This is a genomic window from Arthrobacter sp. TJ-254 (genome assembly GCF_058269175.1).
On the sequence record NZ_JBZCNF010000005.1, the window covers coordinates 231976 to 244423 of the forward strand.

General features: G+C 63.3%; 11 protein-coding genes. 5 read left to right on the top strand and 6 right to left on the bottom strand.

All coding sequences use genetic code 11. The features are described 5' to 3' along the window. The first annotated feature begins 588 nt into the window (after window positions 1-588). From AC4D14_RS15480 to AC4D14_RS15490, 3 genes are read left to right on the top strand one after another with little or no spacing between them, the layout of a single operon-like run. Complete coding sequence (locus AC4D14_RS15480) at window positions 589-1728, top strand: Gfo/Idh/MocA family protein (RefSeq protein ID WP_490903543.1); 1140 nt, start codon at window positions 589-591, stop codon at window positions 1726-1728. After that, complete coding sequence (locus tag AC4D14_RS15485; protein WP_490903544.1) at window positions 1725-2645, top strand: sugar phosphate isomerase/epimerase family protein; 921 nt, start codon at window positions 1725-1727, stop codon at window positions 2643-2645. The genes AC4D14_RS15480 and AC4D14_RS15485 overlap by 4 nt, the downstream gene beginning before the upstream one ends. Before the next feature lie 8 nt (window positions 2646-2653). Continuing rightward, window positions 2654-4057, top strand: coding sequence for a nucleoside permease (locus AC4D14_RS15490; protein ID WP_490903545.1), 1404 nt, complete (start codon window positions 2654-2656; stop codon window positions 4055-4057). A 411-nt stretch (window positions 4058-4468) separates the two neighbouring features. Here the strand turns inward: AC4D14_RS15490 and nrdF are convergent, their stop codons facing one another. The 6 genes from nrdF to AC4D14_RS15520 all read right to left on the bottom strand — a co-directional run bounded on the left by nrdF (window position 4469) and on the right by AC4D14_RS15520 (window position 10199). Continuing rightward, window positions 4469-5443 carry a class 1b ribonucleoside-diphosphate reductase subunit beta gene (gene nrdF / locus AC4D14_RS15495; protein WP_490903546.1) on the bottom strand — a complete coding sequence of 325 codons (975 nt, stop codon included), beginning with the start codon at window positions 5441-5443 and terminating at the stop codon, window positions 4469-4471. 142 nt (window positions 5444-5585) lie between these two features. Next, window positions 5586-7751, bottom strand: coding sequence for a class 1b ribonucleoside-diphosphate reductase subunit alpha (gene nrdE, locus AC4D14_RS15500; protein WP_490903547.1), 2166 nt, complete (start codon window positions 7749-7751; stop codon window positions 5586-5588). Then, window positions 7748-8206, bottom strand: coding sequence for a class Ib ribonucleoside-diphosphate reductase assembly flavoprotein NrdI (gene nrdI / locus AC4D14_RS15505; RefSeq protein WP_490903548.1), 459 nt, complete (start codon window positions 8204-8206; stop codon window positions 7748-7750). The genes nrdE and nrdI overlap by 4 nt, the downstream gene beginning before the upstream one ends. A 43-nt stretch (window positions 8207-8249) precedes the next feature. Continuing rightward, window positions 8250-8495 (bottom strand): glutaredoxin-like protein NrdH, encoded by a 246-nt coding sequence (nrdH, locus tag AC4D14_RS15510; protein ID WP_490903549.1) that lies wholly within the window; start codon window positions 8493-8495, stop codon window positions 8250-8252. A gap of 367 nt (window positions 8496-8862) precedes the next feature. Further along, window positions 8863-9396: a DoxX family protein gene (locus tag AC4D14_RS15515; RefSeq protein ID WP_490903550.1), complete on the bottom strand. Its 534-nt coding sequence runs from the start codon at window positions 9394-9396 to the stop codon at window positions 8863-8865. Between the two features lie 242 nt (window positions 9397-9638). Beyond that, window positions 9639-10199 (bottom strand): class I SAM-dependent methyltransferase, encoded by a 561-nt coding sequence (locus AC4D14_RS15520; protein WP_490903551.1) that lies wholly within the window; start codon window positions 10197-10199, stop codon window positions 9639-9641. A 215-nt stretch (window positions 10200-10414) separates the two neighbouring features. Here AC4D14_RS15520 and AC4D14_RS15525 point away from each other — a divergent pair, with 215 nt between their 5' ends. After that, window positions 10415-11344: a LysR family transcriptional regulator gene (locus tag AC4D14_RS15525; protein WP_490903552.1), complete on the top strand. Its 930-nt coding sequence runs from the start codon at window positions 10415-10417 to the stop codon at window positions 11342-11344. A 120-nt stretch (window positions 11345-11464) separates the two neighbouring features. Beyond that, a complete protein-coding gene (locus AC4D14_RS15530) occupies window positions 11465-12448 on the top strand; it encodes an SDR family oxidoreductase (protein WP_490903553.1) in 984 nt (327 codons plus the stop codon).

Here is a 12448-nt window from a genome sequence, read left to right on the forward strand (position 1 = left end):
AATCGATCCGGAACCGCATTGGACCCGCCCGCAAAGCGCCCGCTGAGGGATGGGCAATAGGGACACCGTCAGGCACCCGATGCAAGCACCCGCCGGTCTCTTCGGAATAGCCACGGATGACCGGCAACCCTCCTCAATGGCGGGACAATCTGAAGGGTCCTAAGCATAGGGTGGGGGCCGCTTCGAGAGATTGATGCTGGCGGTGTGCAGGAGCCAATTCGGGCGTTATGGCATCAAATTCCGCAGGTCGGGACATAAGGACAGGTGCAACATGGCATTGACTTCACAGGTCGCCAGGTCGATGGCAGCTACGTCGTACTCCAGTGCAAGGAGTACAGAGGTTTCACTGCGGTGAACCTTCGGGACGCAGTCTCGGTCTTCGTAAAAGGCAGGCGCCCTGTCCGGGCATCACGGCTCATCCTAGCGATGGCCTGCGGCCAGCAGGAACGCGCCCAGAATGATACTCCGAACTTGAGGAAAATCCATTCCTCTTTGGGGCCCTTTCCGGCCCCCGATAATTGCTACCCCCTGCCGTCGGTAGCCGCGACAGTCGTTGACATCGGCGGGCGTTATACCTAAGTTGCCCTCATGGAGGCTGAATCGACGTCTCCTACGGTCAAATCTGTTGGGACGTCCGGCGTCGGAGGCCTGCGGTCGGGAATCATTGGACCGGGGTTCATCGGAGAAGTACACGCCCGCGCGGTCCGCGCGGCGGGTGGTGTCGTGACCGCCGTCGCCGGCTCCTCCCCCGAGCGCTCCGCCGCTGCGGCCGAACGGTTTGGCGCGGCATGGGGCGCCCCGTCGGCAGAGGCCCTGGTGGAGTCGGACGACGTCGATGTTGTGCACATCTGCACACCGAACCACTCGCACGCCGCGTTGGCGGAGTTGGCCCTGCGAGTTGGCAAGCCGGTGATCTGCGAGAAGCCACTGGCCACGACCGTCGATGAGGCCCGGCGGATGGTGGCTGCAGCGGACGAGGCCGGAGTCGTGGCAACGGTGCCATTCGTGTATCGGTTCTACCCCACGGTGCGTGAAGCGCGGGCCAGAATCGCTGCCGGTGAGGCCGGCAGGCTCTGGCTCCTGCACGGGTCGTATCTGCAGGACTGGCTGGCCAACCGGGACACCACGAACTGGCGGGTGGACCCGGCCCTGGGCGGGACCTCGCGGGCGTTTGGAGACATCGGAGTGCACTGGTGCGACCTGATGGAGTTCGTGACCGGTCATCGCATTGTCTCGCTGACCGCGTCGACGGGCCACGCGTTTCCTGAAGGTCGTGGCGACGGCGGCCCGGTCGCGGGCGGCACTGAGGACGGCGCGGTGGTGCTTTTTGACACCGATCGCGGAGCGCGTGGCTCGGTGGTGGTCAGCCAGGTGTCGCCGGGGCGGAAGAACCGGCTGTGGTTCTCCTTTGACGGAACACTCGCGTCGTACGCCTTCGACCAGGAGTCACCGGACTGGCTGTGGGTCGGCGGGCAGGCCGAGAGCCACATTGTTGCGCGTGGACCGGACACGCTCTCGGCGGCGGGGGCGCGGTACACGCGGCTGCCGGCCGGACATCCTCAGGGCTACCAGGACTCGTTCAACTCATTTGTGGCCGATACGTTCGCAGCCATCGCGGGACGTCCGCCGGACGGGTTGCCTGGCTTCGCTGACGGACTGCGTGCCGCCGTCCTGAGTGAAGCCGTCGTCGACTCCGCGCACCGGACATGGGTGGAGGTGGCGGCATGAAACTCGGTTTTTTGACGGCATGCCTGCCGCAATGGAGTCTCGCGGAGATAGCAGCCTGGGCCGGTGAGAATGGCTACGAGGCGCTGGAAGTGGCTGCCTGGCCGGCGTTGGGGAACCGACCGTTCACTGCGAGCCACATCGACGTCAGCGAATTTGACCAGGGTAAGGCGGATCAGGTCCTCGAGGTATTCGATCAGCACGGGCTCACATTGTCGTCGCTGTCGTTCTACGACAACAACCTGCATCCGGACCCGGAGCAGCGGGCACAGATCAACCGGCACGTGGAGAAGTGCATCGGGGCGGCGGCGCTGCTGGGCTGTCCCACGGTCGGCACCTTCATCGGTCGGGATCCGTCGAAGCCGGTCGCGGACAATCTCACCGAGGCGGAGCAGGTGTTTGCCCCGTTGGTGGAGCGTTCCGGCGAACAGGACGTCAAGATCGTTATCGAGAACTGCGTAATGGAGGGCTGGCACCCCGACGGCTACCCGGGCAACCTCGCCTATTCGCCGGAGCTGTGGGAGTGGATGTTTTCCCTCGGCCTTTACCTCAACTACGACCCATCACACCTGATGTGGATGGGCATCGATCCGGTTGCCGCCCTGCGCCCATACGTTGACCGGGTTGCCCACGCACAAGCCAAGGACATCGAGCTGTTCCCGGACCGGCGCAACCGCTACGGCTGGCCCGGCGTTTCCGTCAACCGGCCCGACCCGTGGGACGTGGGCTGGTGGCGGTACCGCGTTCCCGGACTGGGCCAGGTCGACTGGACCCGGGTCGTCGACACCCTCTACGAAGGCGGGTTCAACTTCGTGCTGTCCGTCGAGCACGAAGACCCGCTGTGGGGTGGCACAGAAGACCGGATCGAGACGGGACTGCGCGTCGCCCACCGAACGCTGCGCCCGCTCATCGTTTCTTAGGAGATGTCATGACACAAGACCGAAGCTCGGCGAGCCAAGACCCGCGTCAGGGAAAAGATGCTGATACGCCGTCGACCGCCGACCAAAACAACGAGAGTATTGCCGGCGGGATCCGATTGCGGCTCTCGCTGATGATGTTCCTGCAGTTCTTCATTTGGGGTGCCTGGTTCGTCACCATGGGGACCTTCCTGGGCCAGGGCCTTGCGGCCTCCGGCAGCCAGATCAGCCTGGCCTATCTGACCCAGTCCCTGGGAGCGATTGCGGCCCCGCTCATCATCGGGCTAATCGCCGACCAGTTCTTTGCGGCGCAAAAGATCCTCGGGGTCCTGCACATCGCCGGAGCCGCCCTACTCTGGTTCGCCTCGACGATGACAGACTTCGGCACCTTCTTTCCGGTCATCCTGGCCTACATGATCCTGTACATGCCCACGCTCGCACTGGTCAACTCGATTTCATTCCGCCAGATGCAGGATCCGGAGAAGCAGTTCCCTGCAGTGCGCGTCTTGGGCACGATCGGTTGGATCGTTGCCGGCGTCACCATCGGTTGGCTCGGCTGGGAACAAGGCGGTCAGTTGTCGCTGACCTTCCAGATGGCAGCCGCGGCGTCGCTGCTTCTCGGGATTTTCAGCTTCACCCTCCCCGCGACGCCTCCGTCCCGAAAGGGCGGAAAGTCCAGCATCGGTGACATGCTCGGCTTCGAAGCCCTCGGATTGCTCAAGTCCCGCTCCTACCTGGTTTTCTTCCTCTCATCCATCGCCATCTGCATCCCGCTCGCCTTCTACTACAACTTCACCAACCTTTTCCTCAATGAGGTAGGCGTCGACGCCGCAGCCGCAGTCCAGTCCCTCGGGCAAGCCTCCGAAGTGGTCTTCCTCCTCGTGCTTCCGTTCCTGCTGAAGCGCTGGGGCGTGAAATGGACCCTCGCCATCGGGATGGCGGCGTGGGCCCTGCGCTACGTCTTCTTCGCTTTCGGCGACACCGGCGGCCTGTATTGGATGCTGCTGCTGGGCATTCTCCTGCACGGGGTGTGCTACGACTTCTTCTTCGTCGCGGGTCAGATCTACACGAACAGGTTCGCCGGCGACCGGTTCCGGAGCGCCGCCCAAGGACTCATCACCCTCGCCACGTACGGCATCGGCATTCTCATAGGCTCGCTGTTGGCCGGACCCATCGTCGACAACTTCGCCATCCCCGACAACCACGAGTGGCGCCAAATCTGGCTCGTGCCCGCCGCTATTGCAGCCGTCGTCCTGGTGGCCTTCCTGCTGCTCTTCCGGGACCGAGACGCGCGCACTACAGACGCCGGGCTGGGACTGGAAACGATGGCGACAACACTAGAGGCCCCGGGAGCAACACTTCCCGCTCCTGATGCCCGGCAGGGCACCAGGCAGCGCCGTCCGAGGGGAAAATAGCCAGCAGCACGAACCCGTGGACCGGCCGGTCAGTCATAAGATTTGTCGGTCACGCCTGGGGTGAGCGGGGGGGGGTGGCATCATTCACCAGCCTTGACAGGGTCCTCACTGGCCCACCCTATGACCGCGTGCCGGATTTATCATCGCTATGGCCTGACTTCGCTCCGTAGCCGCGCATAGCTGGCCTCTCGATTCAGTCTTGTGATGAGGTCACCGTCCGGTTCATGGGTTAAACGAAAAGACGCACCTGGTCGAAAACCTCCTACCAGGTGCGTCCGTTCAGGATCATGTCCGCATCTCACACGGTCATTTGGCGAACTGACTTGTCAATTGGCCAACTAACTTGTCATCTCAAACTCACAAGCTCAGCTGGCCATCAGTGTGTCAACTCGCACGCCTCTCACAAAGACCTTAGAAATCCCAGTCGTCGTCCTCGGTGTTGACGGCCTTGCCGATCACATACGACGAGCCCGAACCGGAGAAGAAGTCGTGGTTCTCGTCAGCGTTCGGCGAGAGCGCCGACAGGATCGCCGGGTTCACATCGGTCACGGTGGAGGGGAACATCGCCTCGTAGCCCAGGTTCATCAGCGCCTTGTTGGCGTTGTAGTGAAGGAACTTCTTGACGTCCTCGGCCAGGCCGACGGAGTCGTAGAGGTCGTGCGTGTACTGGACCTCGTTTTCGTACAGCTCGAACAGCAGTTCGTAGGTGTAATCCTTGATCTCCTGCTTGCGCGCCTCGGACTGGCCCTCAAGACCCTTCTGGAACTTGTACCCGATGTAGTAGCCGTGCACGGCCTCGTCGCGGATGATCAGGCGGATCAGGTCCGCCGTGTTCGTCAGCTTCGCCCGTGAAGACCAGTACATCGGCAGGTAGAACCCGGAGTAGAACAGGAAGCTCTCCAGCAGAGTGGAAGCCACCTTCCGCTTCAGCGGGTCATCGCCACGGTAGTAGTCCGTCACGATCTGCGCCTTCTTCTGAAGGTTCACATTCTCGGTGGACCAGCGGAACGCCTCGTCGATCTCCTTGGTGGAGGCCAGCGTGGAGAAGATCGAGGAGTAACTCTTGGCGTGCACCGACTCCATGAACGCGATGTTGGTGTACACCGCCTCTTCCTGCTGCGTGATGGCGTCGGGGATCAAACTGACGGCACCAACGGTGGCCTGCACGGTGTCGAGCAGGGTGAGCCCGGTGAACACGCGCATGGTGAGCTGCTGCTCGTCCGGAGTCAGGGTTGCCCAGGACTGGACATCGTTGGACAGGGGAACCTTCTCCGGCAGCCAGAAGTTGTTGACCAGCCGGTTCCAGACCTCGACATCCTTGTCGTCCTGGATACGGTTCCAGTTGATGGCCTCAACATGGCTGAGAAGCTTCAGTTTTTCGGTCATGACTCCGACTCGCTTTCTGAGGTAAAACTTGTTTCGGCTGAGTCTTCGATGCAATACCTGCAGTCGGCTTTCTCAATGCCTTCGTTGTGGAATGTCTGGCGGGTGGGTCATTCCCTCGGAATGACCCACCCAATTTAGTTGCCTAAAGCATGCAGCTGACGCAACCATCTACCTCGGTCCCTTCCAGCGCGAGCTGGCGGAGACGGATGTAGTAGATGGTCTTGATGCCCTTGCGCCACGCGTAGATCTGCGCCTTGTTGATGTCGCGGGTCGTCGCGGTGTCCTTGAAGAACAGGGTCAGTGACAGGCCCTGGTCCACGTGCTGCGTCGCCGCGGCGTACGTGTCGATGATCTTCTCGTAGCCGATTTCGTATGCGTCCTGGTAGTACTCCAGGTTGTCGTTCGTCAGGTACGGAGCCGGGTAGTACACGCGGCCCAGCTTGCCTTCCTTGCGGATCTCGATCTTCGAGGCCACAGGGTGAATCGAGGACGTCGAGTTGTTGATGTAGCTGATCGATCCTGTCGGAGGCACGGCCTGCAGGTTCTGGTTGAAGATGCCGTGCTCCATGACCGAGGCCTTCAGCGCACGCCAGTCCTCCTGCGTGGGGATGTGAACGTTTTGAAACAACTCCGCAACGCGCGGGGTCTCCGGAACCCAGGCCTGGTCGGTGTACTTGTCGAAGAACTCACCCGAGGCGTACTTGGACTTCTCGAAGCCGCCGAAGGTCCGGCCGGTCTCGATGGCCAGCAGATTCGAGGCGCGGATGGCGTGGTAAACCACGGTGTAGAAGTAGATGTTCGTGAAGTCCAGGCCTTCTTCGGAGCCGTAGTGGACCCGCTCGCGGGCCAGGTAGCCGTGAAGGTTCATCTGGCCCAGGCCAATGGCGTGCGACTGCTCGTTGCCCTTGGCGATCGAAGGGACCGAGGTGATGTTGGACATCACCGACACGGCCGAGAGGGCCCGGATCGCCGTTTCGATGGTGCGCCCGAAGTCCGGCGAGTCCATGGTCTTGGCGATGTTCAGCGAACCCAGGTTGCACGAGATGTCCTTGCCGGTCTCGGCGTAGGAGAGGTCGTCGTGGTACGTGGTGGGCTCCGACACCTGCAGGATCTCCGAGCACAGGTTGCTCATGATGATCTTGCCCTCGATCGGGTTGGCCCGGTTCACCGTGTCCTCGAACATGATGTACGGGTAGCCGGACTCGAACTGGATCTCGGCGAGGGTCTGGAAGAACTCGCGCGCCTTGATCTTGGTCTTCTTGATCCGGGCGTCGTCGACCATCTCGTAGTACTTCTCGGTGACGTTCACGTCGGAGAACGGCATGCCGTAGACCTTCTCGACGTCGTACGGGGAGAACAGGTACATGTCCTCGTCGCGCTTGGCCAGCTCGAAGGTGATGTCGGGAACCACGACGCCGAGGGAGAGCGTCTTGATACGGATCTTCTCGTCGGCGTTCTCGCGCTTGGTGTCGAGGAACCGGTTGATGTCCGGGTGGTGGGCGTGAAGGTACACCGCGCCGGCGCCCTGGCGGGCACCGAGCTGGTTGGCGTAGGAGAAGCTGTCTTCGAGGAGCTTCATCACGGGAATGACGCCGGAGGACTGGTTCTCGATCTGCTTGATCGGCGCGCCGACCTCGCGGATGTTGGTCAGGGCGAAGGCGACGCCGCCGCCGCGCTTGGACAGCTGCAGGGCCGAGTTGATGGAGCGCCCGATGGACTCCATGTTGTCTTCGATGCGCAGCAGGAAGCAGGAGACCAGCTCGCCGCGCTGGGCCTTGCCCGCGTTGAGGAAGGTGGGTGTGGCCGGCTGGAAGCGGCCCTCGATGATCTCGTCGACAAGCTGGGTGGCGAGCGTCTCGTCACCGTTGGCCAGGTGCAGGGCGACCATGCACACGCGGTCCTCGTAGCGCTCGAGGAAGCGCTTGCCGTCGAACGTCTTGAGCGTGTACGAGGTGTAGAACTTGAAGGCGCCGAGGAAGGTCTCGAAGCGGAACTTCTTGCCGTAGGCACGCTTGTAGAGGTCGCGGATGAAGTTCATCGTGTACTGGTCGAGGGTCTCCCGCTCGTAGTACTCGTTCTTCACGAGGTAGTCGAGCTTCTCCTCGAGGTCGTGGAAGAAGACAGTGTTGTTATTGACGTGCTGCAGGAAGTACTGGTGCGCGGCCTCCTTGTCGGCCTCGAACTGGATCTCTCCGTCAGGCCCGTACAGGTTGAGCATGGCGTTGAGCTCGTGGTAGCCCAGGTCCTTGTAGCGGGCATCGATGCTGTGCTTTGTCGCTCCAGCCGTGTCCGTCTCTGCAACACTCATTTCCAAAACTCTTCCAATCCTTGTTGTACCCGGTCTACGTCCTCTGACGTCCCCATAAGTTCAAACCGATATAAAACGGGAACCCCGCATTTGGCGGCGACGATATCCGCTGCCAGGCAGTAGGTTTCGCCGAAATTTGTATTACCCGCTCCGATAACTCCGCGAAGGAGTGAGCGGTTTTCTTCATTGTTCAAAAATTTGATGACCTGCCGCGGCACCGCTCCCCTGCCGGACTCTCCACCATAGGTGGGCAGGACCAGCACGTAGGGCTTCAGTGCCCGAAGGGTTGGTTCCTTCGTGAGCAGCGGCAACCGGGCCGCCTGTGCGTCCAGCTTGGTGACAAACCGGTGCGTATTGTCCGAGACCGACGAAAAGTAGATCAGGGGCGCATCGGTAACCCCGCCGGGAGCGTGCTGCTCCAAGCGGGGTGTCAGGGTATCCGCGGTGGTGGTCATGATCGGCGGTGAGGGCCGGCCTGGTCCTGAAGGAGCAGGGAAATCAGGCGACCGAGGTGACGGCCAGCTCGGCCAGCTCGTTGATCTTGTCGGGGCGGAAACCGGACCAGTGATCCTGATCGGTGATGACCACCGGAGCCTGCATGTAGCCCATTGAACGAAGGCGTTCCAGCGCCGCGGGATCCTGTGAGATGTCCACGGTCTGGTAGGTGATGCCCTTCTTGTCCAGAGCCCGGTAAGTGGCGTTGCACTGCACGCATGCTGGCTTGGTGTAAACCGTTACGGTCATGTCCCTGTCCCCTTCTTAGTCCTGCTGTGTTGCTGTGTCTGCGGGTGTTGGTGGAGCGTCCCGAAAAGGGGGAAATTCCGGGGAACTTCCGGCCCTGTGGTTCCTGCCCGGCCAGCGGTTGATTCGATATCTAGATACTACATCTAGTGCGGGCTGCCGATACAGACCCCAAGATGATGTATTACAAGTATGTCATTTTGGCGGCCCTGAGTCCACATGTAATCCACAGGCAGGGTCCTCCCCGACCCGCGGATTTCCGCACTTTCGCACCCCTGAGTGCACACCCTGTGGAGTACTTGCACACAGCAAAAAATTGCTTGTGTCGTGTCTTCTTCGGCGTGTCGCAGGGCAACGAAAAAGCTCGCCCTCAGCTCCCCCGAGTGGTACCCGACCTCCGGCGCGGGACGCGGCGCGGAGGCCCTCCTTCTGCTCCGGTCCGCCGGTTCCGGTACCCACGGATGCTGGGCTCCAGAACGAACAGCACTGCCGCGAGGAAGACCAACTGGATGAGGGTGCGGGGAAGCAGTTCGGTAGCGGGACTGCCGCTGACGGTGAGGCCGGCGGTGGCTGCGTAAACGTTCGCGGGAAACATCGCCAGCAGGAGCAGGAAGAGTCCTGCCGCGGCCCATGGCGCGGTGCGCCGGTGGAGCAGCCCCACTGCGCCCAGGAGCTCCAGGATGCCGGTGACGGTGACGAGCAGTCCGGGGTATGGAAGTACCGGTGGGACCATGGCGATTAGGTCCCCGCGCATGTCGTTGAAGTGTGCCGTGCCGGTGAGCAGGAACATGGCTGCCAGCCCGCCCCGCACGCACACCCGCCATGACCTCAGTGCCCGCACTCCCGCTGTGCCGGCTCCCCGGAGCACGAGGGTAACCACTAAAAGGGTGATCAGGGGTGCCATTGCCGGCTCCTTCGACGCGGCTGAGGAATGCTTATGCGAACCCTTGCCTTTTCCGGCACCACCCTTGCAGGAAAATGTACAAAGGTCCGCTCGTCCCAATTAATCTATACCCGCATATTCGCGACCGACAGGGCCAATAGCACAGGGCCAATAGCAGCTACGCACAGCCGCGCCGGTCTCCACCCGGACTCCCCGCCGCGGCCCGCAAATGGTGCCGTTCCCGCCGGGGCCGTGAACGCCGGTTATGCCCTGCGGTCGAGGATGAGCTGGTGCACGTCGAGGTAGCCGGCCTGGAATCCGGCCCGGCAGTAGTGAAGGTAGAACCGCCACATCCGCTCGAATGTCTCGTCGAATCCCAGGACCGCGACGTCGTCGTGCCGGGCACTGAAGCGTTCCTCCCAGAGGCGCAGCGTCTGCGCGTAGTGGTCGCCCATCGACAGCCGTTCGCGCACCTGCAGGCTCGTGAAACGCTCGGTAGTTTCCTCGATGGCCCGGAGCGAGGGGATGAAGCCGCCCGGGAAGATGTACTTCTTGATCCAGGTGTAGCTTCCGCGGGCCGCAAGCATCGCCTCGTGCGGCACGGTGATGGCCCGGATGCCCGCCCTCCCGCCCGGGGCGAGGACGCGGTCGAGGGTTTCGAAGTAGACGGTCCAGTATTCGTGGCCGACGGCCTCAATCATTTCAACCGACACGACGGCGTCGTACTCTCCTTCGACCTCGCGGTAATCCTTGAGCTCGATCCGTACCCGGCCCCCCGCGCCCGCCTCGGCAATGCGGCGCTCGGCGAGCTCCCGACTCGGCACGGATAACCGGAGTGCTCATCTCACTGCCTCCTGGACTTCTCGGTGCGGCCCGGGGCCGAGGACAGCGTGGAGCCAGAGCGTAATCATCAGCACCGCGAGCAGGAGGTAACACGGGGAAAAACGCTCGGTGGTATCGGCTATTGTTCGGAGTCGAACCGCGCAGCGGTTGCTCCGCTGCATTGCGGGCGTTGGATGAGGCAGGGAAAGGACGGCGCGTGGTCAATCCGGTTCATCTGCGGACCCTGCTCGAAGTCATCCGCCACGGGTCCTTTTCGGGTGCCGCCGCCACTCTTGGCTACACGGCGTCGGCGGTGTCGCAGCAGATGTCCGCGCTGGAGAAGGACACCGGGGCCAGGCTGTTCGAGCGCAGTGCCCGCAGCGCGGTCCCCACCGAGGCCGCCGTAGTCATGTCCCGCCACGCGGCGAAGGTGCTCACCGACATCGACGCGCTGCTGGCCTCCGCCACCCGTACCCAGTCGGAGACCGCCCAGGAACTCCGGCTTGGGATTTTCCCCAGCCTTGCCACCTACGCCCTGCCGCGCCTGCTCTCCACGCCCCAGTGGCGGATGCTCGGCATCAACCTCAAGGTCTACGTCGCCGAGCCGGCCCAGACCATCCAGGGGCTCCGCACCGGCGGCGAGCTCGATCTCGCACTGGTCTACCAGGTGGGCCAGGCCGGCCTCGCCTGGCCCACGAGCGTGAGCAGGCAGTGGATCGGCGACGACGACTTCCGCGTCGTACTTCCTGCGGCCTGGGGCATCCGCCCCGGATCGCCGGTGAGCGCCGACCAGCTCGCCGACATGCCCTGGATCCTTCACCACCCCGGCACCGCAGATGCCACAGTCATCGAGCGGCTCTTCGCCAGCTGCAACCTGCACCCCCGGGTTGTCGCCTACTGCGACGACTTCAACGCGAGCCTTGAGATGACCGCCGCCGGGCTCGGGGCGGCGCTGGTTCCCGAGCTGGCAATGCTCAACCGGCCTCCGGGAATCGTGGCGCTCGACGTTCCCGAGATCCGCCTGGCCCGCAGTATCTTCGCCCTGCAGACCAGTGACCGCCAGAGTACGAGGGTGCGCCTGTTCATGGACCAGCTGGCCGACATCCTCAAGGAACAAAGCATCGAGCCCAAGCACATTCCCTCGTAAATTCCAGCAGGCTTTCCGCCGGGAAAAACGTTGTCGGCCTCCGGGCCTCTCGCTAGCCTCGGAAACGGGCATGCCGGCTTCCTGCCGCATGCGGATGATGCAGCGTCGAGAGGAAAGCCAGTGGGCAAGAAACAGCGGGTCGTCGTCATCACCGGCGCGTCGAGCGGGATCGGCCGGGCCGCCGCGCTCGCGTTCGCCAAGACCAACGCACTGCTCGTCCTCGCCGGCCGCCGGGAGGAGGCGCTCCTTTCCCTGGTGGAGGAGTGCGAGATCTACGGGGGGCGGGCGCTGGCCGTACCCACCGACGTGAGCGACGCCGATGCCGTCGATGCCCTTGCCGACCGCGCCGTTGCCGAGTTCGGGCGCCTCGACGTGTGGGTGAACAACGCCGCCGTGACGCTGTTCTCCCCCTTCCTTAAGGTGCCGCTCAGGGATTTCGACCGGGTGCTCGACGTCAACATCAAGGGCTACGTCTACGGTGCGCGGGCCGCCCTGGCGAGGATGCGGGAGCAGGGCTCGGGCACGCTGATCAATGTTTCGTCGATCGTGGGCGAGGTTCCGCAGCCGTACACCGCCTCCTATTCGATGTCCAAGGCCGCGGTCCGTGCCCTCGGGGTGAGCCTGCGCTCGGAGCTGCTGCTCGACAAGGCCCGGAAGGTCCACGTGTGCACGGTGCTCCCGCCGACCATCGATACCCCGATCTTCCATCAGGCCGCTAACTACACGGGCCGCCGGGCGGTGGCTATGCCCCCGGTGTACAGTCCTGACAAGGTTGCCTCCGCCCTCGTGGGCCTCGCCGCGTCGCCGCGCCCCGAAGTGGTCCTGGGCCGCTTGGGCCGATCCCTCGTCCGCCAGCACCGGTTCAACCCGCGGCGGGTCGAAAAGATGATGGCCCATCAGGTGGAGAAGACCCATTTGTCCCGCACCGAGCCCGCTGAGGACACGAGCGGGAACCTCTACGCCTCCTCCCTCGACCCCGACACCGCCGGGGTGACCGGCGGCTGGAGCGGGAAGCGGAGGACCCTCCAGCGCTCGCTGGCCAGCGCCGCCCTGCTGACCGGGGGCGGATTGGTCGTTCGGCGCCTGCTGCAGAACCAGCCGTAG

Coding starts and splice junctions, on each gene's coding strand:
- AC4D14_RS15480 (WP_490903543.1), top strand. CDS start 589: ATGGAGGCTGAATCGACGTCTCCTACGGTCAAATCTGTTGGGACGTCC.
- AC4D14_RS15485 (WP_490903544.1), top strand. CDS start 1,725: ATGAAACTCGGTTTTTTGACGGCATGCCTGCCGCAATGGAGTCTCGCG.
- AC4D14_RS15490 (WP_490903545.1), top strand. CDS start 2,654: ATGACACAAGACCGAAGCTCGGCGAGCCAAGACCCGCGTCAGGGAAAA.
- nrdF (WP_490903546.1), bottom strand. CDS start 5,443: ATGACCGAAAAACTGAAGCTTCTCAGCCATGTTGAGGCCATCAACTGG.
- nrdE (WP_490903547.1), bottom strand. CDS start 7,751: ATGAGTGTTGCAGAGACGGACACGGCTGGAGCGACAAAGCACAGCATC.
- nrdI (WP_490903548.1), bottom strand. CDS start 8,206: ATGACCACCACCGCGGATACCCTGACACCCCGCTTGGAGCAGCACGCT.
- nrdH (WP_490903549.1), bottom strand. CDS start 8,495: ATGACCGTAACGGTTTACACCAAGCCAGCATGCGTGCAGTGCAACGCC.
- AC4D14_RS15515 (WP_490903550.1), bottom strand. CDS start 9,396: ATGGCACCCCTGATCACCCTTTTAGTGGTTACCCTCGTGCTCCGGGGA.